The 25535-nt window shown below is 64.6% G+C and carries 25 protein-coding genes and 1 tRNA gene; 14 read left to right on the forward strand and 12 right to left on the reverse strand.

Features of this window, described 5'->3' with window-relative positions; translation table 11 throughout:
- Nucleotides 1-29 precede the first annotated feature (29 nt).
- Complete coding sequence (locus ACWGXF_RS11870; protein WP_256628888.1) at nucleotides 30-1628, reverse strand: AMP-binding protein; 1599 nt, start codon at nucleotides 1626-1628, stop codon at nucleotides 30-32.
- Nucleotides 1629-1792: 164 nt separating this feature from the next.
- Here ACWGXF_RS11870 and ACWGXF_RS11875 point away from each other — a divergent pair, with 164 nt between their 5' ends.
- Together ACWGXF_RS11875 and ACWGXF_RS11880 are read left to right on the forward strand one after the other, a co-directional pair.
- On the forward strand, nucleotides 1793-2563 hold the full coding sequence (locus ACWGXF_RS11875; protein WP_256628890.1) for a TetR/AcrR family transcriptional regulator: 771 nt from the start codon (nucleotides 1793-1795) through the stop codon (nucleotides 2561-2563).
- 46 nt (nucleotides 2564-2609) lie between these two features.
- Nucleotides 2610-3857 (forward strand): branched-chain amino acid ABC transporter substrate-binding protein, encoded by a 1248-nt coding sequence (locus ACWGXF_RS11880; RefSeq protein ID WP_452101952.1) that lies wholly within the window; start codon nucleotides 2610-2612, stop codon nucleotides 3855-3857.
- A gap of 154 nt (nucleotides 3858-4011) precedes the next feature.
- On the opposite strand, the gene ACWGXF_RS11885 is transcribed toward ACWGXF_RS11880, so the two are convergent.
- On the reverse strand, nucleotides 4012-4734 hold the full coding sequence (locus tag ACWGXF_RS11885) for a YggS family pyridoxal phosphate-dependent enzyme (RefSeq protein ID WP_256628893.1): 723 nt from the start codon (nucleotides 4732-4734) through the stop codon (nucleotides 4012-4014).
- Nucleotides 4735-4771: 37 nt separating this feature from the next.
- On the opposite strand from ACWGXF_RS11885, the gene ACWGXF_RS11890 reads away from it, so the two are divergent.
- The 3 genes from ACWGXF_RS11890 to ACWGXF_RS11900 all read left to right on the forward strand — a co-directional run bounded on the left by ACWGXF_RS11890 (nucleotide 4772) and on the right by ACWGXF_RS11900 (nucleotide 8153).
- Entirely contained in the window at nucleotides 4772-5815 is a 1044-nt protein-coding gene (locus ACWGXF_RS11890) for a type IV pilus twitching motility protein PilT (protein WP_003068464.1), read from the forward strand.
- Nucleotides 5816-5960: 145 nt separating this feature from the next.
- Nucleotides 5961-7097, forward strand: coding sequence for a PilT/PilU family type 4a pilus ATPase (locus ACWGXF_RS11895; RefSeq protein WP_003068462.1), 1137 nt, complete (start codon nucleotides 5961-5963; stop codon nucleotides 7095-7097).
- Nucleotides 7098-7241: 144 nt separating this feature from the next.
- The gene (locus ACWGXF_RS11900; protein WP_087864971.1) at nucleotides 7242-8153 is read left to right on the forward strand and encodes an NAD(P)-dependent oxidoreductase; all 912 of its coding nucleotides are present in this window, start codon (nucleotides 7242-7244) and stop codon (nucleotides 8151-8153) included.
- A gap of 61 nt (nucleotides 8154-8214) precedes the next feature.
- Here ACWGXF_RS11900 and ACWGXF_RS11905 read toward each other — a convergent pair whose 3' ends face one another.
- The 3 genes from ACWGXF_RS11905 to ACWGXF_RS11915 all read right to left on the reverse strand — a co-directional run bounded on the left by ACWGXF_RS11905 (nucleotide 8215) and on the right by ACWGXF_RS11915 (nucleotide 9964).
- Nucleotides 8215-8868 carry a BON domain-containing protein gene (locus ACWGXF_RS11905; RefSeq protein WP_003068458.1) on the reverse strand — a complete coding sequence of 218 codons (654 nt, stop codon included), beginning with the start codon at nucleotides 8866-8868 and terminating at the stop codon, nucleotides 8215-8217.
- Complete coding sequence (locus tag ACWGXF_RS11910) at nucleotides 8865-9473, reverse strand: SIS domain-containing protein (RefSeq protein ID WP_003068456.1); 609 nt, start codon at nucleotides 9471-9473, stop codon at nucleotides 8865-8867. Before ACWGXF_RS11910 ends, ACWGXF_RS11905 begins: the two co-directional genes overlap by 4 nt.
- Before the next feature lie 89 nt (nucleotides 9474-9562).
- Nucleotides 9563-9964: a YraN family protein gene (locus ACWGXF_RS11915; RefSeq protein ID WP_452101953.1), complete on the reverse strand. Its 402-nt coding sequence runs from the start codon at nucleotides 9962-9964 to the stop codon at nucleotides 9563-9565.
- Between ACWGXF_RS11915 and rsmI the strand changes: the two genes are divergently transcribed.
- Nucleotides 9964-10887, forward strand: coding sequence for a 16S rRNA (cytidine(1402)-2'-O)-methyltransferase (gene rsmI / locus ACWGXF_RS11920; RefSeq protein WP_452101954.1), 924 nt, complete (start codon nucleotides 9964-9966; stop codon nucleotides 10885-10887). The two genes, ACWGXF_RS11915 and rsmI, sit on opposite strands and share 1 nt — an antisense overlap.
- 85 nt (nucleotides 10888-10972) lie before the next feature.
- On the opposite strand, the gene ACWGXF_RS11925 is transcribed toward rsmI, so the two are convergent.
- The 3 genes from ACWGXF_RS11925 to ACWGXF_RS11935 form a co-directional block, all read right to left on the reverse strand.
- Nucleotides 10973-12223, reverse strand: coding sequence for an Hsp70 family protein (locus tag ACWGXF_RS11925; RefSeq protein WP_452101955.1), 1251 nt, complete (start codon nucleotides 12221-12223; stop codon nucleotides 10973-10975).
- A gap of 118 nt (nucleotides 12224-12341) precedes the next feature.
- A complete protein-coding gene (locus tag ACWGXF_RS11930; protein WP_452101956.1) occupies nucleotides 12342-13163 on the reverse strand; it encodes a VOC family protein in 822 nt (273 codons plus the stop codon).
- Nucleotides 13164-13185: 22 nt separating this feature from the next.
- Nucleotides 13186-13770, reverse strand: a complete 585-nt coding sequence (locus tag ACWGXF_RS11935; protein ID WP_177340940.1) for an OsmC family protein — start codon at nucleotides 13768-13770, stop codon at nucleotides 13186-13188.
- A 221-nt stretch (nucleotides 13771-13991) separates the two neighbouring features.
- On the opposite strand from ACWGXF_RS11935, the gene ACWGXF_RS11940 reads away from it, so the two are divergent.
- From ACWGXF_RS11940 to ACWGXF_RS11970, 7 genes are read left to right on the forward strand one after another with little or no spacing between them, the layout of a single operon-like run.
- Nucleotides 13992-15704, forward strand: a complete 1713-nt coding sequence (locus ACWGXF_RS11940) for a TIGR04028 family ABC transporter substrate-binding protein (protein ID WP_452101957.1) — start codon at nucleotides 13992-13994, stop codon at nucleotides 15702-15704.
- A gap of 26 nt (nucleotides 15705-15730) precedes the next feature.
- Nucleotides 15731-16678, forward strand: coding sequence for an ABC transporter permease (locus ACWGXF_RS11945; RefSeq protein ID WP_452101958.1), 948 nt, complete (start codon nucleotides 15731-15733; stop codon nucleotides 16676-16678).
- Nucleotides 16675-17607 carry an ABC transporter permease gene (locus tag ACWGXF_RS11950; protein WP_452101959.1) on the forward strand — a complete coding sequence of 311 codons (933 nt, stop codon included), beginning with the start codon at nucleotides 16675-16677 and terminating at the stop codon, nucleotides 17605-17607. The genes ACWGXF_RS11945 and ACWGXF_RS11950 overlap by 4 nt, the downstream gene beginning before the upstream one ends.
- On the forward strand, nucleotides 17604-19289 hold the full coding sequence (locus ACWGXF_RS11955) for a dipeptide ABC transporter ATP-binding protein (protein WP_452101960.1): 1686 nt from the start codon (nucleotides 17604-17606) through the stop codon (nucleotides 19287-19289). The genes ACWGXF_RS11950 and ACWGXF_RS11955 overlap by 4 nt, the downstream gene beginning before the upstream one ends.
- Nucleotides 19270-20388 (forward strand): putative FMN-dependent luciferase-like monooxygenase, encoded by a 1119-nt coding sequence (locus tag ACWGXF_RS11960; RefSeq protein WP_452101961.1) that lies wholly within the window; start codon nucleotides 19270-19272, stop codon nucleotides 20386-20388. Before ACWGXF_RS11955 ends, ACWGXF_RS11960 begins: the two co-directional genes overlap by 20 nt.
- Nucleotides 20385-21080, forward strand: coding sequence for a CMD domain protein (locus ACWGXF_RS11965; protein WP_003068434.1), 696 nt, complete (start codon nucleotides 20385-20387; stop codon nucleotides 21078-21080). The genes ACWGXF_RS11960 and ACWGXF_RS11965 overlap by 4 nt, the downstream gene beginning before the upstream one ends.
- A complete protein-coding gene (locus ACWGXF_RS11970; RefSeq protein ID WP_452101962.1) occupies nucleotides 21077-21667 on the forward strand; it encodes an alkylhydroperoxidase domain protein in 591 nt (196 codons plus the stop codon). The genes ACWGXF_RS11965 and ACWGXF_RS11970 overlap by 4 nt, the downstream gene beginning before the upstream one ends.
- Before the next feature lie 9 nt (nucleotides 21668-21676).
- Here the strand turns inward: ACWGXF_RS11970 and ACWGXF_RS11975 are convergent, their stop codons facing one another.
- Complete coding sequence (locus tag ACWGXF_RS11975; RefSeq protein ID WP_003068430.1) at nucleotides 21677-23182, reverse strand: DASS family sodium-coupled anion symporter; 1506 nt, start codon at nucleotides 23180-23182, stop codon at nucleotides 21677-21679.
- Between the two features lie 268 nt (nucleotides 23183-23450).
- Between ACWGXF_RS11975 and ACWGXF_RS11980 the strand changes: the two genes are divergently transcribed.
- Complete coding sequence (locus ACWGXF_RS11980) at nucleotides 23451-23777, forward strand: hypothetical protein (RefSeq protein ID WP_012840088.1); 327 nt, start codon at nucleotides 23451-23453, stop codon at nucleotides 23775-23777.
- 72 nt (nucleotides 23778-23849) lie between these two features.
- On the opposite strand, the gene ACWGXF_RS11985 is transcribed toward ACWGXF_RS11980, so the two are convergent.
- The 3 genes from ACWGXF_RS11985 to ACWGXF_RS11995 form a co-directional block, all read right to left on the reverse strand.
- Nucleotides 23850-23926 (reverse strand) — tRNA-Met (locus ACWGXF_RS11985).
- Between the two features lie 40 nt (nucleotides 23927-23966).
- On the reverse strand, nucleotides 23967-24350 hold the full coding sequence (rplQ, locus tag ACWGXF_RS11990; protein WP_003050544.1) for a 50S ribosomal protein L17: 384 nt from the start codon (nucleotides 24348-24350) through the stop codon (nucleotides 23967-23969).
- A gap of 131 nt (nucleotides 24351-24481) precedes the next feature.
- Nucleotides 24482-25480: a DNA-directed RNA polymerase subunit alpha gene (locus ACWGXF_RS11995; RefSeq protein ID WP_003050542.1), complete on the reverse strand. Its 999-nt coding sequence runs from the start codon at nucleotides 25478-25480 to the stop codon at nucleotides 24482-24484.
- Nucleotides 25481-25535 lie beyond the last annotated feature (55 nt).

A 25535-nucleotide genomic window follows, 5' to 3' on the forward strand; every position in this document is an offset into this window, starting at 1 on the left:
GCCGATCCGGAGCCGGCAGCGTGTGTCGATCAGGGGATGTCCCTGAGCAGGCGGCGCAATACCTTGCCAGCCCCGGTGGCCGGCAAGGCATCGATGAAACGCACCTCGCGCGGAGCCTTGTAGCTGGCCATGTTTTCCTTGCTCCAGGCCAGCAGCCCGTCCGCTTCCAGGCTCTGCCCGGGCTTGCGCACGATGAAGGCGCGCACGACCTCGCCTTTCTGAGCGTCGGCAACACCGATCACGGCCGCCTGGGCGATGGCCGGATGCTTGATCAGAATCGTCTCCACCTCCTCGGGGAACACGCTGTAGCCCGAGACCTTGATCATTTCCTTGAAGCGGCCGATAAAGGTCAGATAGCCGTCCGCATCGAATTTGCCCATGTCGCCGGTATGCACCCAACCGTCCTTGAGCGTCTTGGCCGTGGCCTCGGGCTTGTTCCAGTAGCCCTTGAAGTTGCCCGGGCCGCGAATGATGATCTCGCCCACCTCGCCTGCGGCCAGCGGTGCGCCGGTCTCTGGATCTATCACCCGGATTTCGTTGCCCGGCGCGGGCTTGCCATGGGTGCCCCAGCGGATGGCATCGCCCGGCATGAAGGTATCCATGGTGTGGGTTTCGGACAGGCCGTAGGCCGCCTCGCTGGAGATGGCGTTGGGTGCGAACCTGCGCCATTGCTGCGCCAGATCCTCGGTATAGGTGATGCCGAAGCTGGTGACGGTGTTGCGGCGCAGCGCGCTGAAATCCATCTTCTCCACGCCGGGCACCTGCATCAGCGCTACATTCATGGGCGCGATGCTGTACCACCAGCTGACGCGATAGCGCTCCAGTGCCTGCGCCACGGCCAGCGGATCGAAGCGATGCAGCAGCACGCAGGTCGCCCCCGAATGCACGGGCATGTTCACCCCCATGGACATGCCGGCGATGTGATAAAGCGGCGCCACGGCCAGCAGGACATCCTCGGCGCCGACCCCGGTCACCAGGGACGCGCCGGCGGTCTTGTACGCGGCCGCGCCAAAACTCAGCATGGCGCCCTTGGGCAGACCCGTGGTGCCCGAGGTATAGGTCATCAGCGCCACCTCGTCCATGTCCACATCGACAGGCGCGGGCCTGGCACCGCTGTGCATGAGATCCCAGAAGGACGTCACATTGGCGGGCAGCGGCTGCACGGGGGCCTGCAGTTCCACAGGCAGGGGCAGCGTGGCTCTGGCGGGCAGCCAGTCGCCGTAGCGCACGGCCAGCACATGCTGCAGCGCGGTGCTGCCGCGCACCTTGTCGACCACGGGCAGCAGCACATCGGCCGCGATGATGACCCGTGCCTGCAGATCGTTGAGCTGGTATTCGAGTTCATGCTCCTTGTTCAGCGGCCCGCAGGGGCAGACGATGGCTCCGATCTTCTGCACCGCGTAATGCGCAACGATGTACTGCGGGCAGTTGTTCATGAACAGGGCGACGGGCTCGCCGGGCTTCACGCCCAGTTGCTGCAGATGCGCGGCCACGGCATCGCTGGCCTCATCCACCTGGCGCCAGCTGATGTGCTGTCCGTACCAGATATAGGCATCGCGCTCGGGATGCTGACGCGCATTGCGGCGCAAGGCCTCATGTAGGGGAATGAGGATTTCGGATTCAGCCATGGTTGTCTCCTGGGTGTCTCGTATAGACCGAACAGCGGCGCCACTTGCGAGCTTTCTCAGGGATTGCCTTAGGGCAATCTGCTGCTCGGCGTCTTGTCAATGTATACCTGCCGGTAGAACAATGCTACCCATTGGTATAACGAATGCGACACACGCAAACCCTCATGCCCGCCACGACCAGAAAGACCGAGAAAAAGCCGGCTGCGCCCGTGGCGCCGCGCGGCCGCCAGCGCCTGCCCACAGCCGGCTCCGACGAGAAGCGCGAGCGCATTCTCAAGGCCGCCGAAGCCCTGTTCGACCGCTATGGCTATGCCAACACCACCATCGAACAGATCGTGCAGGCGCTGGGCGTGACCAAGCCCTTTGTCTACTACTACTTCCGCAACAAGCAGGAGATCTTCGAAACCCTGTGCTGGGCACCGACCGAGGCCTGTTTCACGGTGCTGGACTTTGCGGCCGACGACCCGCGCCCCGCGCATGAAAAAGCCATCGACGGTCTTCAGCGACTGATCGCCGCCACCATTGCGCACTACCCGGCGGGCTTCTTCCCCTACCGCGAGCCGCAGGCCTTCAGCCCCGCCTATCTCAAGGCCTCGCGCAATGTGGCCCAGCAGTTCTACAAGCAGTTCTGCGCCCTGCTCGACGAAGGCCGCGCCAGCGGGCATTTCGATTTCCGCGACACCCGCATCACGGCACAGGCGGCCTGCAGTCTGCCCGGCTTTCTCTACAACTGGTATCAGCCTGGCGGCAAGCTTGGCCCGGCCGAGATGGTGGTCGAGCTCACCGATCTGGCCTCGCGCGTGCTGGGCCTGCACACTGCTGCGGCCCCTGCGCGCAAACGCGCGGCCAGAGCCGCACCGACGCCGGCAGCGCAGAACCCTTCGCCCCCCAGGCGCCGCAAGAGCGCTTCATCCACCACCAACAGCGCCAGCTGAGAGCCTCGAAGGCCAAGGCGCCATTCCAACTCCTGGAGACAAAACCATGTCAGTTCGCTTCTCAGCCCTTGCGCTGGCCGCCGGCCTTTGTGCCGGCACCGTATCCGCCCAGACGGCAGAGCCGTTCAAGATCGCGTTCATCGACCCGCTCTCCGGCCCGTTTGCCAATGTAGGTGAAGTCATGCGCAACCATGTGCTCTACGCTGTCGATGACGTGAATACCAAGGGCGGCCTCTACAACGGCGCGAAATTCCAGCTGCTGCAGTTCGACAGCAAGCTCTCGGCCCAGGAGAGCCAGAGCGCGTTGCAGGCCGCCATTGATCAGGGCGCACGCGTGGTGGTGACGGGGGGCTCGGGCTCATCGGTGGTCACGGCCCTGGTGCAGGCGGCATCGCGCTACAACCAGCGCAACCCGGGCAAGGAGTTGCTGATACTCAACCACAGCTCCATCGATCCCGAGCTGACCGGCAAGTCCTGCAGCTTCTGGCATTTCATGTTCGACGCCAACACGGCCATGCGCATGCAGGCCATTGCCAACTACATCAAGACCCAGCCCGAGATCCGCAAGGTCTTTCTGCTCAACCAGGACTATGCCCATGGCAAGCAATGGGCCAGCTTCGGGCGCAGCATGGTAGCCAAGGCAAGGCCGGATGTGCAGTTCGTGGGCGAGACCTTGCACCCCATGGGCCGCATCAAGGACTTTGCGCCCTATGTGGCCAAGATCAAGGAGGTCGGCACCGATTCGGTCATCACCGGCAACTGGGGCCAGGATCTGGCTCTGCTGCTCAAGTCCGCCGGGGACTCGGGCTACAACCTGCGCTACTTCAACCATAGTGCCGGCGGCTTTCCGGGCACCGTGACCTCGATTTCCCAGGCAAAGATAGGCCAGGTGACCTGGGTCGCGGAATGGCATCCCGGCATGGCCGACCATGCTCAGGCCGACGCCCGGGCCAGGGAGTACAAGGCCAGGATGAACCAGGACTTTCTGGCCCCGCGCATGGATCTTGTGCCGCGCATGCTGGCCGCTGCCATGGCCAAGGCCCAGTCCACCGAGCCCGTGAAAATTGCCAGGGCCATGGAGGACATGTCCATGGACACCGTCTTCGGCCCCGTCAAGATGCGCGGCAAGGACCACCAGCTGCTGCTGCCCCAGGTCGTCAACACCATCGCCCCCGTGGACGGCAAGCTGGTCAAGACCGGCTGGGAAGGCACGAACTACGGTTTCAGAACCGACGCCGTCTATTCCGCCCAGCAGCTTGATCTACCCACGGAGTGCCAGATGAAGCGACCTTGAGCACAATCTCCTGTGCGGTATGGCATGGCCTAAGCGGTCTGATACCAGCGCGGACCAACGCAGAGACACCAAGGAAGGGCCGCCCCGCACCGAGGGTGTCGTTCCCCTCCCCTAGCGCGCAGCGCGTAGAGAGAGGGGGAAGCGGCGCAGCCGCTCAGGGGGTGTAGCTCCGCTTCCCAAACACTCCGCTGCCCACGCGCACCATGGTGCTGCCTGCTGCCACGGCGGCTTCCAGATCGCCGGTCATGCCCATGGACAGCGTGTCGAAATGCTCCAGCCCCGCGAGACCACTGGCCTTGATGGACTCAAAAACGGCTTTGGCCTTTTTGTGGACTGCGCATTGCGCCTCGAAATCAGGAGCATCGTCAGGAATGCTCATGATGCCGCGCAGCTGCAGATTGGGCAGTTTCACCATGGCTTCGGCCAGCTCCAGTGCTTGCTCGGCCATGACGCCGGACTTGGTGGCGCCGCCATCCACATTGACCTGGATGCAGACATTGAGCCGTGCCATGCCTTGCGGACGCTGGGCCGAAAGGCGCTCGGCGATCTTGAGCCGGTCCACGGTCTGAGCCCAGTCGAAATTCTCGGCCACCAGCCGCGTCTTGTTGCTCTGGATGGGGCCTATGCAATGCCACTGCAGCGCTTCGCCGCCCGCCAGCTGCATGGCGCGCACCGCGGCAATTTTCTCCACGGCCTCCTGGATATAGTTCTCGCCAAAGCTGCGCTGGCCGGCCAGCACCGCCTCGCGCACCGCATCCGCGCCAAAGGTCTTGGAAACGGCCAGCAGTTGCACCGATGTCACGGGCCGGCTTGCACTGGCGCAAGCGGCTGCCATGCGGGCATGAATCTGCCCCAGATTGTTTTCAATCGTCGTCATAATTGGCGCCAGAGTATCAAACCAGAGAGGGATCTCCGTGGATATCACGCAATTGCTGGCATTCAGTGTCAAGAACAAGGCTTCGGACTTGCATTTGTCGGCAGGCCTGCCACCCATGATTCGCGTCCACGGCGATGTGCGCCGCATCAACATCGATCCGCTGGACCACAAGACCGTGCACGCCATGGTCTACGACATCATGAGCGATGCCCAGCGCAAGCAGTACGAAGAGTTTCTGGAAGTGGACTTTTCGTTCGAGATTGAAGGTCTGGCCCGGTTTCGTGTCAATGCCTTCAACCAGAACCGCGGCGCGGCGGCCGTGTTCCGTACCATTCCCAGCAAGATCCTGACACTGGAGCAGCTCAACGCCCCCAAGATCTTTGCCGACCTGGCCCTGAAGCCACGTGGTCTGGTGCTGGTGACCGGCCCCACGGGCTCGGGCAAGTCCACCACGCTGGCTGCCATGGTCAACTATCTGAACGAGACCGAGTACGGCCACATCCTGACGGTGGAAGATCCCATCGAATTCGTGCACGAGTCCAAGAAATGCCTGATCAACCAGCGCGAAGTCGGCCCCATGACGCTGTCGTTCGCGGCAGCGCTGAAGTCCGCGCTGCGTGAAGACCCGGACGCGATTCTGGTCGGCGAAATGCGGGACCTGGAAACCATCCGTCTGGCCATGACGGCGGCCGAAACCGGGCACCTGGTGTTCGGCACGCTGCACACCTCGTCGGCAGCCAAGACCATCGACCGTATCATCGACGTCTTCCCGGCCGAGGAAAAGGAAATGGTGCGAGCCATGCTGTCCGAGTCGCTGCAGGCCGTGATCTCGCAGACGCTGTGCAAGACCAAGGACGGCCAGGGCCGTGTGGCCGCACACGAGATCATGCTGGGCACGCCCGCCATCCGCAACCTGATCCGCGAAGCCAAGGTGGCACAGATGTACTCCACCATTCAGACCAGCCAGAACATGGGCATGCAGACTCTGGACCAGAACCTGACCGATCTGGTGCGCCGCAACCTCATCAGCCCGGCCGAAGCGCGCAGCAAGGCGAAGATTCCCGAGAATTTTCCTGGATAAGGCTCCCCCTGAGCGGCTTTGCCGCTTCCCCCCGAGGGGGACGACAGCCTTTGCTGCGGGACGGCCCTTGCTGGCTGTCTCTCGCTTGGGCCGTGCCAATTTTTAAGAGTGGCCCTTGCTGTTGGCCACTGGACAAGGAGTGATCATGGAACGCGATCAGGCCAGTAAATTCATCAACGATCTGCTCAAGCTCATGGTCAGCCGCAACGGCAGCGACCTGTTCATCACTGCAGAGTTTCCGCCCGCCATCAAGATTGACGGCAAAGTCACCAAGGTTTCGCCACAGCCGCTGAACCAGTTGCATACGCTGGCCCTGGCGCGTTCCATCATGAACGACAGGCAGGTGGCGGACTTCGAACACACCAAGGAGTGCAACTTCGCCATCTCGCCTGCCGGTGTGGGGCGCTTCCGTGTCAACGCCTTCATGCAACAGGGCAAGGTCGGCATGGTGCTGCGTACCATTCCCAGCACCCTGCCCACGATTGACGGCCTGGGCGTGCCGCAGGTGCTCAAGGAAGTGACCATGACCAAGCGCGGCCTGTGCATCCTGGTCGGCGCGACGGGCTCGGGCAAATCCACCACGCTGGCCGCCATGGTGGACTGGCGCAATGAAAACTCCTTCGGCCACATCATCACCGTGGAAGATCCCGTGGAGTTCGTGCATCCGCACAAGAACTGCGTGGTCACGCAACGCGAGGTGGGACTGGACACTGAAAGCTGGGAAGCCGCGCTCAAGAACACGCTGCGCCAGGCGCCCGATGTGATTCTGATGGGCGAAATCCGTGACCGCGAAACCATGGAGCACGCGATTGCGTTCTCGGAAACCGGGCATCTATGTCTGGCCACGCTGCACGCCAACAGTGCCAACCAGGCTCTGGACCGTATCGTCAACTTCTTCCCCGAAGAGCGCCGTCCGCAATTGCTGATGGACGTGTCGCTGAATCTGCGGGCCATCATTTCCCAGCGCCTGATCCCCAAGCAGGACAGCAAGGGCCGTGTCGCCGCCATCGAGGTGATGCTCAACTCTCCGCTGATCGCCGACCTGATCTTCAAGGGCGAAGTCGTCGAGATTAAGGAGATCATGAAGAAAAGCCGCAATATCGGCATGCAGACCTTTGACCAGGCGCTGTTCGACCTGTTCGAGTCCAATCTCATCACCTATGAAGACGCGCTGCGCAATGCAGACTCGGTCAACGACCTGCGTCTGCAGATCAAGCTCAACAGCCAGCGTGCCCGGACTCTGGACCTGGCGGCCGGCACCGAGCATCTGACCATCGTCTAAGCCCAAGGCGCTGGCATCTCTTCCCACAGGAGGAGCGCGGGTTTTGCTGCGTGGCGGGCTGCCCAGGCCCCTGCTGTCAGCCACGGCCATGCACTCCGGCGCTACCATGATCGAACTGTTTCGCACCAAGTCTTAGAGGATTTCATGAGCACAGCCACCATCGCCTCCCGCAGCTACGCTGCTTGCGCTTCCACTCCTGTGGCCTTTCTGGGCCTGGGTGTCATGGGCTATCCCATGGCCGGGCACCTGGCTGCGGCTGGCCATCAGGTCACGGTCTACAACCGCACGGCTGCCAAGGCCGAAGCCTGGACCGAGGAATTCCCCGGCGGCAGCCATGCGGCCACGCCCCGCGAAGCCGTCAAGGGCGCACGCATGATCTTCTCCTGCGTGGGCAATGACGACGACCTGCGCTCCATTGTGCTGGGCGACGACGGCGCCTTTGCAGGCATGGAGCCTGGCGCCATCTTTGTCGATCACACCACGGCCTCGGCCCAGGTGGCACGCGAGTTGTATGCCGAAGCACGCAAACGCGGCCTGCACTTTATCGATGCCCCTGTGTCGGGCGGCCAGGCCGGGGCGGTCAACGGCCAGCTCACCGTGATGTGCGGCGGCGATCAGGATGTCTTCGACCAGGTGGCCCCGGTGGCCGATGCCTTCTCGCGCGCCTTCACCTATATGGGCGCCTGCGGCAACGGTCAGCTGACCAAGATGGTCAATCAGATCTGCGTGGCCAGTGTGGTGCAGGGCCTGTCCGAAGCCATTGCCTTTGGCCTTCGTGCCGACCTCGATGTGGAAAAAGTCCTCGATGTGATTGGCAAGGGAGCCGCCCAGAGCTGGCAGATGGACAATCGCGGCAAGACCATGGCCGTGGGCAAGTTCGACTTCGGCTTTGCCGTGGACTGGATGCGCAAGGATCTGGGGCTGGTGCTGGCCGAGGCCCAGCGCAATGGCGCACGCCTTCCCGTCACCGCACTGGTGGACCAGTTCTATGCCGATGTACAGGCCATGGGCGGCAATCGCTGGGATACCTCCAGCCTGATCCAGCGCTTGCGCTGAGCCGCTTCGCCATGAAAAAAGCCGGACTCGAGTCCGGCTTTTTTGTGACCGTCAGCTCACCTCAGTTCATGCTGGAGCGATCCTCGACCACAGGGGCGGCCTTGGATGTTGCTGCAGCCAGCTCATCTTCGGAGATGACCTCAAACAGGCGCACAACCTTGCTCACATCGTTGACGCCACGAGCGATCTCGGCAGCCCGCTTGGATTCGCGCGGCGTGACTATGCCCATCAGATAGACCACGTTGTTCTCGGTCACGACCTTGATGGCCGAGGATGAAATGTCCTTGGCGTTGACCAGACTGGCCTTGACCTTGGTCGTGATCAGAGAATCCTGGGAGCGCTGACCCAGAGTGGCCGTGAAAGGCGCGACCTCGATCTCGTTATAGACCTGGCGCACGGTGGATTGTTCGCGCACCAGCTTCTCGATGGTTGCCTTGTCCGTCGCATTGCCTGCCTGGCCGGTCAGCAACACCACACGGTTGTAGCTGGTGGCGCTGACGCGGGCCTTGTCGCCCATCACCTCGCTGATGCGATTGCCGGCACGCAGCTCTATGCCCTGGTCCTCAACCTGTGTGCCGGTGGTACGCCTGTCCACTGCCGACATGCCCGCCACAGCAGCACCGCCGCCCACCAGAGCCACGCAACCGCTCAAGGCACCGCCCAGAGCGGCAACAGTCAGGGCCGCACATGCAACACGGGTCCACTTCAACTTCATAAAGGCATCTCCTGGTCACCAAGCAGTTGAGAGTCCACACCATCGGCCAGACAGTGCAGGATCAAGGTATGGGTTTCGCGCACGCGCGCCGCACGGTCGTGGGGCACGCAGATCAGTACATCGGTCTCGCGCACGGCGGTGGCCAGATTTCCGCCGGTGCGGCCTGTCAGCACCACGGCCATCATGTCGCGCTCGTGGGCGGCCTCAAGAGCCTCCAGCACAGCCGTGTCGTTGCCGGTCACCGACATGAGCAGCAGCAGATCGCCGGGCTGCCCCAGCGCCCGCACCTGACGCGCCAGATACTGGCTGGCATTGCCGCCCGAGCCCGTGGCTCCCACGCTGCCCAGCAGGCCGCCATCGGAAGTCAGGGCCACGGCCGCCAGCTCGGGACGATCGCGCTCGAACCCTGTCACGCACAGGGAGGCAAATAACTGGGCATCGCTGGCCGAAACGCCCGTACCGCAGGCCAGCACCTTGCCGCCGCCCGTCACGCAGGCCAGCATGGCCTGTACGGCGGAAGCAATAGGTTGGCTCAGCGCCTGGGCGGCCTGGTACTTCAGGTCGGCACTGTCGATGAAATGCTGTTGAATTCGTTGCTCTAGCATGGAGGCCCGATGATACCCGCCACCTGTTATCTCTTTGGTAGCAAACCGTTATTTGCGCATCAGTGTTGCGCACAACTATGACGCGGCGACTAAAGCGCCTCGAATGCCGCTTGGAGCCATTCGATGCGCATCTGGTTCCCGGCGCTGTCGACCAGCACCACATCAAAGCGGCATGGCGGCGCTGCCGCAAGCCGCATCAGATAGTATCTGGCGGCCAGCACGATGCGCTGCTGCTTGAGACGGCCGATGCTGCCGCCGGCACCGCCGAAGCGCTCGGTATTGCGGCTGCGGACTTCGACGAACACCAAAGACCCGTCGCGGTCACGCAGGATCAAATCGATTTCGCCGCCACCACGGCCCGGCGTCCGATAATTGCGCTCGACAAGCTTCAGGCCCCGCGTCTGCAAATGCGCCAACGCGGCATCCTCGGCCTGCTGCCCGCGTGCGGTTGTGCTTTGCGCCGGCTTGGGCCGCTTTCCAAGGAAATCCATTGACTACCTCTTTCGCCTCTGCACTGACTGCCGCACATGACGCGGCCGCTTCCCAGCATTATCCGCAGGGAGCCCTGTATGTGGTGGCGACGCCGATTGGCAATCTGGCCGATATCAGCCTGCGCTCGCTGCATGTGCTGCAGATCGTGGACTGCATCGCCTGCGAAGACACGCGCCACACCCAGGGCCTGCTGCGCAGCTATGGGCTGGACCGACCCGGCAACCAGCTGCTGGCCGTGCACCAGCACAACGAGGCAGAAGCCGCCCAGCAGGTGATCGAGCGCCTGCAGCAAGGCCAGCGCATCGCCTATGTCAGCGATGCCGGCACTCCCGGCGTCAGCGACCCGGGCGCGCGCCTGTGCGCGGCGCTGCAGGCCACGGGTCTGCGCAGCATTCCGCTGCCCGGCGCCAGCAGCGTGACATCGGCCATCAGCGTGGCCGGCGCCGTCACGCCGGCACAGGGCGAAAGCGGTTTTGTGTTTGCCGGCTTCCTGCCCACCAAGAATGCCGAACGACTGGCCGCCGTGCAGAAGCTGGCCGACCAGCCGCGTTGCACCGTGCTGCTGGAAGCACCGCACCGCATCATCGAGCTGGCCCAGGCTCTGGCCCTGCTGGGCGAGCGTCGCGTCACGCTGGCGCGCGAGATCACCAAGCAGTTTGAAGATATCGCGAGCATGCCGGCCCACGAGCTGGCAGCCTGGCTGCAGGCCTCGCCGCAGCGCGTCAAGGGCGAGTTCGCCATCGTGCTGCACCCCGTGGCGGTGCAGCAGGAGTCGGGCGAGGCCGAGCGCGTGCTCAAGCTGCTGCTGGCCGAGTTGCCGACCAAGACGGCCGTGAAGCTGGCCGCCGAAATCACTAGGGCCAGCCGCAACACGCTCTACGACCGGGCGCTGGAACTCAAGCGGGCCGCCGAAGAGGAATAGGTAGGTCAACCGGGCGCGGTACAAACCAGAGACGCCTGGCAAGGGCTGCCCCGCAGCCCCCCGTTTGGGGAAGCCTGGTTGCGACTCAAGCGTAGGCCAGACCGGTTGCCACGCCGCCGAACAGGTCGCCTTCGACCTGCGGCACATCGGGGAAAGCGACGCGCAGCGCATCGCGCAGGGTACGTAGGGCCGACGAGCCGCCGGTCAGATAGATGGCGTCTGGCGCTGCCACGCCGGCCTGGCGCACACAGTCCTGCGCACATTCGACGACCTGCAGCAGCAAGGCCTGCAGTTGCTCCTGCAGAACCTCCGGGGAGATGGCCGCCGGCAGGTCTTGCTCCAGCCAGTCCAGAGCAATGGCCGAGGCCGCATGGCTTTGCGAAGTCACAATCTTGGCCTGCTCCACCGCATCGGCCAGCCTATGGCCTTCGCGCCAATCCAGCACCTTCATCAGCCGCTGGTGCAGCTGCTGATCGCTGTAATCGCTCTTGAGACCGCGCGCCGCAGCCAGGGCCTTGGCTGTGTACAGCCACTGGATCAGATGCCAGGTGGAGAGATCGAAGAACACGCTGCTGGGCACCTCGCGCCCGCTGGGGCCGATGTGCTTGTAGCCCAGCAGCGGCATGACCTGGGCCACGTTGAGGCGATGATCGAAATCCGTGCCTCCGATATGCACGCCGGTGGTGGCCAGAATGTCCTGGGTGCGGTCGGCATGCCCGGCCTGTTGCGGACCGAGACGCACCACCGTGAAGTCCGAGGTGCCGCCGCCGATATCGACCACCAGCACCAACTGCTCCTCGCTCAGACGCTGCTCGTAATCCAGCGCCGCCGCAATCGGCTCCAGCTGAAAGCTGACTTCGCCCAGGCCAGCAGCGCGCGCCGCAGCGGCCAGGGCATCCTGCGCCTGACGGTCTCGCTCCGGGTGTTCGTCGACAAAATGCACGGGACGCCCCAGCACCACACGCTCGGGCAGACGACCGTCCAGCGCGTGACGCGCCTGATCGGCCACGCGCTTGAGAAAGATCGCGATGATGTCCTGATAGCTGACGAGCTGCTCGTGCACCGCGGTCTTTTCCAGCAACAGGCTGCTGCCCAGCAGGCTCTTGAGGGAGCGCATCAGGCGCCCTTCCTCACCTGCCAGATACTGCTGCATGGCATCGCGGCCGAAATGCGTGCTGTGTTCTTCGGTATTGAAGAACAGCGCCGTGGGCATGCCCGTGGCCGCCCCTTCCAGAGGCAGCAAAGTTGCGGTCTTGCCAGGCAGGCGATAGGCAGCAGCAGAGTTGGAGGTTCCGAAATCGATGCCCAGAGTGGCAGACGTGAGAGCTGTGGTCATGAAAGGCGGCGCTGCACCGCGCCGGCCCGCAAAGGCTGACGCGGCCGCAACGAAAACGCCCACCGAAGTGGGCATGGGTGTCAGCGGGGGCGCTATTCTAGCGCCCCTGTTATTGGGCCTAGGCGGCGGCGGTTTCCAGCTCGCTGCCGGCATGCAGTGCCAGTTCAATGCGCACCCCGTGGGTGGCAACTTCGTTCAGTCCCTCTGCTACCGCCTGCTGCGGCACCGACAGCACGATCGCATAAGGTCCTTCGCCGCGAGTGGCCAGTCTTTGGGCCAGAGGGCCTGCAGCCTGTACGGGTGCCGCCAGCACCAGCTCGGTGGTGCCCAGACCCAGCGATACCTGCTGCGTGCTGCCGTCGGCCGAGACTCGCAGCGCGCCGACATCCACGCCTTCGCCGAGCAAGGCCCGCCAGCGCGCCAGGCTGGCCCGCAGGTCCTTCACCGCCACTTCCAGGCGCGCCACGCCGGTCACGCCATTGGGATGCACCCGGGCCTGGCCTTCGGGCACGCGCAAGGCACGCGGCGTCAGGTCGCCGCACAGAAACGGCAGATCCTGGCTGTGGGCGCGTGCATTGCGCCAGCGCAGCTGCTCTCCATCGGGACGCAGACGTCCGCCCTCATAAGGCGCTTCATAGTCCAGGCCGCGCGCCTGGGCCGCCGCCACCACGGCGCCGGTCTCGGAGGGCAGCAGCGCAAAGTCGACCAGGCCCTCGCCATGCTGCTGCAACTGCTGCCACCAGCGTTCCTCGGGCGCGGGCGCACGCCAGGCAATGAGTTCGAAATAGACGCCGTCGGCAAACACCACCAGGGCGTTGTGCGTGGAGCGGCCCGGGTGCTCGCCGCCGCGCAGCACGTTGAAGCCCAGGGACTGGTAGTCGGCAATCGTGCGCTCCAGATCCTGGACCGCGATGACGATATGGTCGAGTGGCAGGCTCATGCAAAAGTCTTTCTAGAGGTTCTCAGGCCGCCAGGCGCTCGGGCGCGCTGGAGTCGGTATGGCGCACCTCGGCGCGGATGGACTGGGGGTTGCGCAGCAGGTTGAGGATGGGGCAGCTTCGCTCCACGGCCTCGAACAGCGCATTGATCTCGGCGCGGCTGGCTGGCGAATCGATATGCACGGTATAGCCGATATCGTGCGGCCAGATCGGCGTCGCCTCATGGCCGGGCTTGCCGCCGCGCGGGTCTATGACGCCCGTGACCTCGACTTCGAGGCTCTCCAGCGGCACCTGGCGCTCGGCCGCCTGGATCAGAAAGATATGGGTCACGCAGGTGCCCAGCACGCCCAGTTGCAGCTCGGGCGAGCTCGGGCCGAGGTTGTAGCCCGCGAAGTCGGGCGGGCTGTCGCTGATGACCTGGTGTTCGCGGATGCGCAGACGGCGCACGCCGCTGCGCCCCTCGGCACGCACGCTGGCCTTGAGCCTGGCGGCCTGGGCCGTGCCCGCCTCGATGGCGGCGCTGCGCGCCAGCACGGCCGCGCGTTTTTCGGAAAGATATTCGTTGAGATGGCTCATGAGCGGGCTTTCGATAGAGGAATGCCAGGCCATTGTTGTGAGAGCGGCGCGCCGGGCCAACAAAGGAATTCGTCTGCGCTTATGCGCTTTGCAAATATGCGGCCTCTCACCGCTTAGTTGTTTTTCGCATAACGATGCTACTCAATATATGAACACGAATATTTGGTGTCGATAGCATGAGAACCATGAATCCGGTCGGTCGCTGCGGCGATGCGTCCGGAACCAGAGTTTTCAACGCCATGCGGCGACGAGGTATGAACGTGTTTTTCCCTTCGCAGACGGATCCATCGATAAAACAGCCGGTGAACAAGCCGGCCCGACGCCGCGCCCTATGGGCCGCATTGGCGGTACTGACGGGCAGCATGCTGCTGGCCGGCTGCTCCAGGCAATCCGGCACGGCCCACGCCGGCGCATCGGCGGAACCGGTCCAGGGCGGCACCCTGGTCTATCTCGAACAGCAGGCACATACCAATCTCTATCCGCCTGCCGGGGGCTTCTATCCCAACGGCGGCGTGCTCAACCAGATCACGGACAAGCTGACCTATCAGGAACCCGAGACGCTGGAAATCCAGCCCTGGATCGCCGAGTCCTGGACCGTGAACGCCGATGCCACCGAGTACAGCTTCAAGCTGCGCTCCGGCGTGAGCTTCTCGGACGGATCGCCGCTGGACGCGGCCGCCGTGGCGCGCAACTTCGACACCTACGGCCTGGGCAACAAGGCGCTCAAGCAGCCGGTTTCCGAGGTCATCAACAATTACGAGCGCAGCGAAGTCGTCGATCCGCTGACCGTGAAGTTCTTCTTCAAGAAACCCTCGCCGGGCTTTCTCCAGGGCACTTCGGTGATCGGCTCGGGCCTGGTCTCGCCGGCCACGCTGGATCGTCCCTTCGAGGAGCTTGGCGATGCCACGCGCATCATAGGTTCGGGCCCCTTCGTGGTGGCCAGCGAGACCCTGGGCAAGGAGCTGGTGCTCAAGGCACGCCAGGACTACCGCTGGGCCCCGGCCAAGCTGGCCCACCAGGGCCGCGCACGCCTGGATGAAGTCAAGTTCATCGTCACGCCCGAGGACAGCGTGCGCATAGGCGCACTGCTGGCCGGCCAGGCCGGCTTCATCCGCCAGGTCCAGGCCTATGACGAAAAGCGCGTGGAGCAGCAGAAGTTCGCCATCTATGCGCCTTCCACGCGCGGCGTGAACAACAGCATCGCCATCCGTCCCGACAACGCCCTTGTGGCCGATCTCAAGGTGCGCCAGGCCCTGTTGCATGGCACCAATACCAAGGAGATCGTCGAAACCCTGTTCTCGCCGCGCTACCCGCAGGCACGTTCGGTGATCGCCTCCACGGCAGCCGGCTATGTGGACCTGTCGACCAAGCTGGTCTTTGACGAGGCCAGGGCTAGGCAATTGCTCGACGAAGCTGGCTGGAGCCTGGGCGCCAACGGCCTGCGCCAGAAGAACGGCCAGGACTTCGTGCTCTCGACCTACGAATCCCTGCCCCAGCCACAGAACAAGGAGACCCTGCTGCTCGTGGCCCAGCAATGGGCCAGGCTGGGCATCAAGCTCAATGTGCTGGCCGGAGACTCGGGCAGCCGCACGGTGGACACGCTGGACCCCGACAAGACAGGCGTGCTGCCGGGCATGGTGGGCCGCGCCGATCCTGACGTGATCAAGAGCAATTACTACCCGAGCAACCGCAATGTGCTGCTGCAAAAAGGCGGTGTGAGCCAGAAGGTCAAGTCCTTCGAGGACGGCAAGCTCAACCGCCTGTTCGATGCCATCGCGGCCGAGACCGATGCCAACCGGCGCCTCGCGCTGACCGGCGAGGTGCAGAACTATCTGATCGACCAGGCCTATGTGATCCCGATCTTCGAGGAGCCCCAGGCCTTCGCGGGTGCGACCTGGGTGCGCGAGGTGGGCTTCGAGGCCGTGGGCCGCCCCAGCTTCTACAGCACCTGGCTGGCCAAGCGCTGAGCGCGAGCGACCAAGGAGGCGCACCCATGCCACGCCGCTATCTGCTTGGCCGCATCGCACAGGCCGCCCTGGTGCTGTGGGCGGCCTTCACGGCCTCTTTCATCCTGCTGCAGCTGCTGCCGGGCGATGCCGTGCTGATCAAGTTCCTGAACCCCGAGCTGGGCCTGGGCCCGCAGGAAATCGCCGACATCCGCGCCGCCTATGGCGCCGACCAGCCCGTCTGGCAGCAATACCTGCATACGCTGGCTCAGTTCCTCACGGGCCATTTCGGCTACTCGCTGCAGGCCGGCGTGCCCGTGAGCCAGGGCCTTGCCACCAGTCTGCCGCCCACGCTGCGCCTCGCGGCCCTGGGCTTTTCCACGGCGGCGCTGCTGGCCATCGCTCTGGCGGCTGCGGCCAGCCTCGCGCCTCTGGCCTGGCTGCGCAATGCCCTGCAAGCCCTGCCCTCGGTCTTTGTCTCCGTGCCCGCTTTCTGGCTGGGCATCATGCTGATCCAGGTGCTGTCCTTCCGTCTGGGCTGGATTCCCGTCATCAATCCCGGCCCCTGGGAAGGCCTGGTCCTGCCCACGCTGACGCTGGCCGTCCCGATTTCGGCGCCGCTGGCCCAGATCCTGCTGCGCAATATCGACAACGTGCTGGCCCAGCCCTTTGTGGCCGTGGCGCGCGCCAAGGGCGCTTCTCGCCCCTGGGTGCTGCTGCACCATGTGGCGCGCAATGCCTTGCTGCCCACCTTGACGATTGCCGGCGTGCTGTTCGGCGAGCTGCTGGCCGGCGCCGTGGTCACCGAGGCCGTGTTCGGTCTCAACGGCCTGGGCACGCTGACCCAGCAGGCCGTGGGCAATCAGGACACGGCCGTGCTCCAGGCCGTGGTCGTGGTCTCGGCCGCCGCCTTCGTGCTCATCAACCTCGCCGTGGACCTGCTCTACCCGCTGCTCGATCCTCGTTTGCGTCATTCTGTGGAGAACCGGGCATGAACACCGCCGTCTCGACCGCCATTCCCAAGCCACTGGCATCCGGCGTCGCCTCGACCGCAGCGCCCAGGCTGGTGCCCCCATCGGCACCGGCCGCAAAAAGCCAGCGCCCCGTCCTGATCGATCTGCAAAGGCCCAGACGCCTGTCGCCCACGCTGGCCCTGGCCTGGCTGGTGATTGCCACGGCCGCGCTGTGGGCCCTGGTTCCGGGCTGGTTTGCGCATCAGAATCCCGTCGTCGGCCAGGCCGGCCAGCAGTTGCTGGAGCCCGGCCTCGCGCACTGGCTGGGCACGGATGCGCTGGGGCGTGATCTCTGGGCCCGCGTGGTGCATGGCTCGGTGCACTCCTTGTCGGGCGCTTTCCTGGCCGTGGCCGTGGGCCTGGTGGCGGGCACGCTGATCGGCCTGCTGGCCGGTTCCACGGGCGGCCGTGTCGATGATGCGCTGATGCGCTTCGTAGACGTGCTGCTGGCCGTGCCCTCGCTGCTGCTGTCGCTGACCATCATCATCCTGCTGGGCTTTGGCACCATCAATGCGGCCATCGCCGTGGGGGTGGCATCCGTGGCCGGCTTCGCGCGCCTGGTGCGCTCCGAAGTGGTACGCGTGCGCCGCTCGGACTATGTGGAGGCCGCCTTCGGCAGCGGCGGACGCTTTGCCGCCGTGCTGTGGCGCCATGTGCTACCCAATTCGCTGACCTCGGTGGTGGCCCTGGCCGCGCTGCAGTTCGGCTCGGCCATCCTGTCGATTTCCACGCTGGGCTTTCTGGGCTACGGCGCACCGCCGCCCACGCCCGAATGGGGTCTGCTGATCGCCGAAGGGCGCAACTATATCGCCACCGCCTGGTGGCTGACCACGGCGCCGGGCCTGGTCGTGGTGGCCGTGGTTCTGGCCGCCAACCGCATCGGCGCCTCCTTCGCGCGGAGGCCGGCATGAGCACCCTGCTGCAAGACCGCCCCGCCACGGCAATCCCTGCCTCAGCCACCGCCCCTCTGCTCGAAGTCCAGGACCTGGTCATCGCCTACCGCGACCACAGCGGCCAGGAGCAGCGCGTGGTCCACGGCCTGTCGTTTTCCGTGGCGCCCGGCGAGGTCGTGGCCCTGGTCGGCGAATCGGGCTCGGGCAAGACCACCACGGCCCAGGCCGTGATTGGCCTGCTCGCCGACAACGGGCGCCGCGAGCAAGGCAGCATCCGGCTGCAAGGCACCGAGGTCTCGGACTGGAGTGCCGCGCGCTGGAACAGCATTCGCGGCCGCGTGCTCAGCCTGGTGCCCCAGGACCCGACCACCTCGCTGAACCCCGTGCGCACCGTGGGCGACCAGGTCGGCGAAATCCTGCGCATTCACGGCCTGCGCGACCGCTCTGCCATCGAGGCGCGCGTGATCGACCTGCTGACCCGCGTGGGCCTGTCCCAGCCCGCCCTGCGGGCGCGCCAGTATCCGCACGAGCTGTCGGGCGGCATGCGCCAGCGCGTGCTGATCGCCATCGCCATCGCGCTGCGGCCTGCGCTGATCATCGCCGACGAGCCCACCAGCGCGCTGGATGTCACGGTGCAGCGGCGCATCCTGGATCTGATCGACGAGCTGCGCCGCGAAACCGGCACCGCCGTGCTGCTGGTCACCCACGACCTGGGCGTGGCGGCCGACCGCGCGCATCGCCTCATCGTCATGCAGGGCGGTCGCATCCAGGAACAAGGCCCGACACTGGAGCTTCTGCGCCATCCGCAAAGCGCCTATACGCGCCGCTTGCTGTCGGACGCACCTTCGCTCACGCCCGCCCCCCGTCGCACACCGCCTGAGACGGCAATTGCCACCGAGGACTGGGCCATCGAGGTCGAGGACCTGGTTCACGACTTCCATGCCCCCAGCCAGGGGCGCGGCATTTTCCGCGCCGTGGACGGCGTGTCGCTGCGCCTGCGCCGGGGCTCCACGCATGCCATCGTCGGCGAGTCGGGCTCGGGCAAGACCACGACCATACGCGACATCGTGGGCCTGGCACGCCCTACATCGGGTCGCATCCGCATCGCCGGCGCCGAACTCACGGGCCTGCGCGGCGAGGCCCTGCGCCAGCTGCGGCGCAAGGTCCAGCTGGTCTACCAGAACCCGTTCAGCTCGCTGGACCCGCGCCAGCGTGTCTTCGACATCATCGAGGAGCCGCTGCTCAACTTCGAGCCGCTGCCGCCCCAGGAGCGCCGCCAGCGCGTGCTTGACATGCTCGAGCGCGTGGGCCTGCCTGCCGCCGTGCTCGAACGGCGCCCGCATGCGCTCTCGGGCGGCCAGCGCCAGCGCGTGGCGATTGCACGCGCCCTGGTGCTGCAACCGGAGGTGGTGGTGCTGGACGAGGCCGTCTCGGCCCTGGACGTGACCGTGCAGGCCCAGATCCTCGCCCTGCTCGCGCAGCTACAGCAGGACCTGGGCCTGAGCTATCTCTTCATCTCGCACGACCTTGCCGTGGTGCGCCAGATCGCCGACACGGTGTCGGTGCTGCGCGCAGGCAAGGTGGTGGACGCGGGCAGCGTCGAGGACGTGTTCCTGCGCCCCACCAGCGACTACACGCGCGAACTCATGGACGCCATTCCCGGCAAAAGGAGCATTGATTTTGTCACCCACCCCGCCTGACACTCTTGCTCGCGTGCGCCCTGCCCCACGCCTGGGCTTCTTCAGCCGCCTGCTCGATGAGGTACCGGCCGGCGAACGCTACCGCCTGGTCACCGAGCAGATCGCCCATGCCGAAGCCCAGGGCTTCGACTCGGCCTGGATCGCCCAGCATCATTTCCACGAAAGCGAGGGCGGCCTGCCCTCGCCCCTTGTCTTTCTCGCGCATGTGGCGGCCCGCACGCGGCGCATCCGCCTGGGCACGGGCGTGGTCACGCTGCCGCTGGAAAACGCGCTGCGCGTGGCCGAGGATGCGGCCGTGCTGGACTTGCTCTCGGACGGCCGCCTCGAGGTGGGCCTTGGCACGGGCGGCACGGCGGAGTCCTTCGAGGCCTTCGGCGTCACAGGCAGCGAGCGCGGCGCGGTCTTTGCGCGCAACTTCGCCGTGCTGAGGGATGCCTGGGCCGGGCGCGAGCTGGCAGGCGGCGTGCGTCTGTACCCCGCAGCCCCGCAGCTGCTGGAGCGCGTCTGGCAGGCCACGTTCTCGGTCGAAGGCGGGGCACGCGCCGGTGCCAACGGGGACGGCCTGATGCTCTCGCGCACACAGCCCCGACCCGAAGGCCGCCCCCGGGCCACGCTGTCCGAGATACAGAACCCCATCATCGAAGCCTATCTCGCGGCCCTGCCCGCAGGACGCGCACCGCGCATCCTGGCTTCGCGCACCCTGCTGGTTTCCGACCAGCGCGCCCAGGCACTGGAATGGGCCGAAGCCGGTCTGCGCCGCTCGGCCCAGCGCCATGCGGCCCTGGCCTCAACCTCCTCCACGCAATGGGCAACGCGCGTCGATCCGCAGGCGCCGCTGCAGCAGCTCATTGAAGCCTACGACGTGCATGTGGGCACGCCCGAGGAGGTGATCGCCTCGCTGCGCGCCGACACGGCGCTGGCGCAAGCCAGCGACATCGTGTTCCAGGTCCACTCCATCGACCCGCCGCACCAGGCCATTCTGCGCTCCATCGAGCTGACGGCAGCCGTCGTGGCGCCGGCTCTGGGCTGGCGCCGCAGCGAGGCCCCCGCCGACGCTTCCCAACCCCCAGTCCGGACCGAACTGCTTCAAGCCGCATGACCATGAGCAACACCGCACAGACCCGCTTTCCCGAAGATGTGATCGACCATCTCGCCGATATCGCTGCCGGCAGCACGCTCGATCAGGTGCGCCGCCACCGTAGCGAGGCACGCACCCAGGCCCAGCAAAGCTTTGCCGCGCTGTTCACCCCCGCCGAGCCGGTTGCAGGAACCGTCTCGCTGCGCGAGCGCCTGACGCTGGCCGCCTTCACGGCAGGCCTACATGGCGAGCCTCGCAGCACGGCCTTCTATACACGCGCCCTGGCGGGCGAGGATGCCGATCTGGCCGATGCCGTGAGCTCGGAAGTGGTGCGCGGGCGCGCTGCCAGCCTGCAGCCCGGCAGCGGCCCGCACGGTCCCTACGGGATCTATCCGGCCGGCCCCTTGAGCCGCGAGGACCAGAGCGGCCCCAACTACGCCGTGGACCCGGCCCATGCGGCTTTGCTGGGCCCGCGCCTGAGCGCCGCGCTGGCCCATGCCCATCTGCTGGCCTACCACCCACGCGATGCGAGTGCCCAGGCCTTGCTGGCGCTGCAGCAGGCCGGCTGGAGCGAGACCGATATCGTCATCCTGTCCCAGCTCGCCTCTTTCCTGTCCTTCCAGATCCGCCTTGTGGCGGGGCTGCGCGTGCTTGGCGCACGAGCTGCAGTCACCACGGCATCTTCCACCCTCGCCCTGCAAGCCCAGCCATGAGCACCACGCACAACACCTCCCCCCAGGTCTTCACCCAGGAACAGCTCGACTGGCAGCCATGGATAGCTCCGCTGCAGGAGAGCGAGCTGAGCGAGCGCCACCATGCAGGCCTGGTGGACGCAGCGCGCGCGCGTTCACCCTATTTCCGGCTGCTGGCGCGCGACCCCGACACGCTGGGAGCACGCACGCGCACCGACAAGGACATCTTCTACAACCCCGACGCCGGCCTGCCGCGCGCCGAGCGCGAACTGGCAGCAGCTGCGACCTCACGCACCAATGGCTGCATCTACTGCGCTTCGGTACATGCGCGCTTTGCCACGCATTTCTCGCAACGCGCCGCCGATGTGCAGCGCCTGCTCGATGAAGGTCCGGGCAGCGATCTGGGCCCGCGCTGGAACGCCATCGTCGCCGCCGCCGTGGCCTTGACGCAGACGCCGCCCGCACTGGAATCCAGTCATATCGATGCGCTGCGCGCCGCCGGTCTCGACGATGCAGCCATCTCCGATGCGCTTCACGGCACGGCCTTCTTCAACTGGGCCAACCGGCTCATGCTGTCGCTGGGCGAGCCCCTGCGCACGAGCAGCTGACAGCGCGGCTCACCACAGCCCCAGCAACTTCCACCAGGCGCTGCCGACGACAGCGAAGATCAGCAACTCCAGCACGCACATGGCAGCCCCCACGCGCCACCAGACACCCAGAGTCACATAGCCGCTGCCGAAGATGATGGGCGATGTTCCGGTCGCGTAGTGCGTCAGCGTCATCATGATGGCCGAACCGGCCGTCATCATCAGCATGAAGGGGACGACGTAGTCAGCCGGGATCAGTTGCGCACCCACGGTCAGAAAGGCCAGCATCATGGCGCTGATATGGGCCGTGGTGCTGGCAAACAGATAGTGCGAGAAGACGAAGACGCCCACCAGAATGGCGGCCACGGGCAGCCAGTCCAGGCCGCTGGCGACGATGGCGCTCTTCAAGCCCTCGGCAAACCAGGCGACCACACCGAGCTTGTTGAGCTGCTCGGCCAGCATGACCAGGGCACCGAACCAGATCAGGGTGTCCCAGGCGCTTTTCTCGGACAGCACATCATCCCAATCGATGGTCCCCGTGATGATCAGGGCGAACAAACCGAGAAAAGCCACCACGGTCGGGTCCAGCGTGAACGCCGGGCCGAACAGCATTTGCGGCACATTCGCCCATAGCAACAGCATCACGCCGAAGGTGCCGAGCATCACGCGCTCCTTGCCTGACAGCGGGCCCATGCCTGCCATCTCGGCACGCGCATACTCCACGGCATTGGGCGTGGCCTTGAGTTCGGGTGGCGACAGCAGATAGATCGCCAGCGGCATCAACAGCAGACACAGCAGCCCTGGCAGCAGCATGTACAGAGCCCAACTTGTCCAGCTCAGGTGCAGGGACTGACCCGTGGCCTTGGCCACCAGGTCCACGACCAGCGGATTGGGCGCCGTCGCGGTCAGGAACATCGCCGAGGTGATCGGATTGGAATGGTAGTTGACCAGCGCCAGATAGGTCCCGACCTTGCCTTGCGTTCCCTTGGCCGGATCCGACTCAAAGGCATTGGCGATGGACTTCATGATCGGATGCACGATGCCGCCGCCACGTGCCGTGTTGCTGGGCGTGAACGGGGCCAGTACCAGCTCGCAGATCGCGAGTCCGTAACCTATGCCTATGGTGCGCTTGCCCATCAGCGCAATGAACAGCAATCCGATGCGGTTGCCGAGCCCCGTCTTCTTGAGACCGCGCGAGATCAGAACCGCCACCACGATCAGCCAGATCAGGGGATTCGCAAAGCTGCTCAGCGCATCCGTGATCGCACCTTTGGACGAACTGGAGGTGACCTGGGACAGCGACACGATGACAATCGCCATCAATGCCATCACGCCTATGGGCATGACCTTGAGGATGATCGCCACGATGGTCGTCAGAAAGATGGCCACCAGTTGCCAGGCCTTGCTGTCCAGTCCCGCAGGTACCGGCGTCAGCAGCAGACCGGTCAGCACCAGGGTGGAAATCAGTGCAGGCACGACCCGAAACGGAACGGCCGATTTGAAGTAACGGAACATCGAGACGATCTTCTCGAACATAGAAGTCCTTTTCTTTACCTGCAGCGCATCGAGACACCATACCTCAGCTCAGCAAAAGCCAGGAGTCCCCGACGGACATTGGCGCTCGGGTCACAGACTGGCATCATGATGCAGTGCCGCATGGCTTCGACTCCAGGCCGACTTTTACGTTGCCAAAGTTTGATCGACGGCAAGACTTGCAGAAGCAAAACCGATGGCAAGACCTCGTACATGTCAGTATTCAAGCATTGGGCACATGCCCATGGATTCAGCAGGAGAGACACTCTAAATGCCAGCGAACCGATTCCTGCCCGATGAATGGGAAAGCCGCCTTGAAGAAATAGATCTAGCGATACTGCATCAGGCTGCTATCTGCAAGATCCGGCTGCTCGACCCCGGTGCCGTCGAACGCGTGCTGGCCAACGATGCCGGCATCTGCGGTGCCGAGCATGAGACGGCATTCAGGACCTTGCGCGGCCTGCTCTATCTGCACTACACCGAGGTACTGCATATCAGCGAGGTACTGAGCCCGGAAATCGCCCAGGTGATTGCCAGCCGGGTGCGCGAGCATCTGAGCCGGCGCTCGGGCACAGCGCCGGGAGGTATGACGAGCTGATACCAGCGCCGCCGCCCTTCAATGGAAAATGGACAAAAAAAAGGTCACGACAATGTCGTGACCTTTTCAATTTGGTTGCGCGAGAAGGATTTGAACCTCCGACCTTTGGGTTATGAGCCCAACGAGCTACCAGACTGCTCCATCGCGCGGTATTTCCAAATTATAGCAGGCTTTGCAGCCTGCCCTGACTTATTCAGCTGCTGCAGCGGCTTCTTCAGCGCGCTCGACCAGTTCCACATAGGCCATGGGAGCGTTGTCGCCCACGCGGAAGCCCATCTTCAGGATACGTGTGTAGCCACCGGGACGCTGAGCGTTGCGGGGACCCAGCACGTTGAACAGCTTGGTCACGCTGTCGCGGTCGCGCAGGCGGTCGAAAGCCAGACGACGGTTAGCCACGGTATCAACCTTGGCCAGAGTGATCATGGGCTCGATGACGCGACGCAGTTCCTTGGCCTTGGGGACCGTGGTCTTGATTGCTTCGTGCTCGATCAGCGAGTTCATCATGTTCTGCAGCATTGCCTTGCGGTGTGCAGAAGTGCGGTTCAGTTTGCGGAGGCCGTTGCCGTGACGCATGGTGCTTTTCCTTTGCTCCCCGTTTTTATCCGGAGATCTTTTCTAAATTAAATCAGGCAGCCGTATCAGGTACTGCCCGAGGCACTTGGACTTTGCCGGATCAACTCCAGCAAAGTCCTCCATTGTAGCAATTAACGCTTTTCCAGGCCAGCGGGTGGCCAGTTTTCAAGCTTCATGCCCAGAGTCAGACCGCGGGAAGCCAGAACTTCCTTGATCTCGTTGAGCGACTTGCGACCCAGGTTGGGAGTCTTGAGCAGCTCGTTTTCGGTACGCTGGATGAGGTCACCGATGTAGTAGATGTTCTCTGCCTTGAGGCAGTTGGCAGAACGCACGGTGAGCTCGAGCTCGTCCACAGGACGCAGCAGGATGGGATCGAACGACGTGGCAGCGCCGCGGCCACCGGCAGGAGCGTCGAACACGCTGGCGATATCGCCACCGTCGAGCTGGGCAAACACTGCCAGCTGCTCCACCAGGATCTTGGCGGATGCACGCACTGCGTCTTCAGCGGTGATGGCACCGTTGGTTTCGATTTCCAGAACCAGCTTGTCCAGATCGGTACGCTGTTCCACACGTGCGGATTCGACAGCGTAGCTCACGCGCTTGACGGGCGAGAACGAAGCGTCGAGCACGATACGGCCGATCGACTTGGTCGATTCGTCACCGTAGCGGCGCACGTTGCCGGGCACATAGCCGCGGCCCTTTTCCACCTTGATCTGCATGTCCAGCTTGCCGCCTTGCGACAGATGGGCGATCACATGATCAGGGTTGACGATTTCTACGTCGTGGGGGGTCTGAATGTCACGGGCAGTGACAACACCTTCGCCATCCTTGCGCAGGCTCAGGGTGACTTCGTCACGATTGTGCAGCTTGAACACCACACCCTTGAGGTTCAGCAGGATGTTGGTCACATCTTCCTGGACACCGTCGATGGAGGAGTACTCATGCAGCACCCCAGCAATCGTCACTTCCGTCGCTGCGTAACCCACCATGGAGGAGAGCAGAACACGGCGCAGGGCATTGCCCAGCGTATGACCGTAGCCACGCTCAAACGGCTCCAGAACAACCTTGGCACGGTTGTGACCAAGTTGCTCGACATTGATTGTCTTGGGCTTCAGCAAATTCGTTTGCATGCAGACTTCCTCTCAATACCCTCGGCTCGTTACACCGGTAAGGCTGGTGAAGCAC

Source organism: Comamonas sp. HJ-2 (assembly GCF_053615495.1).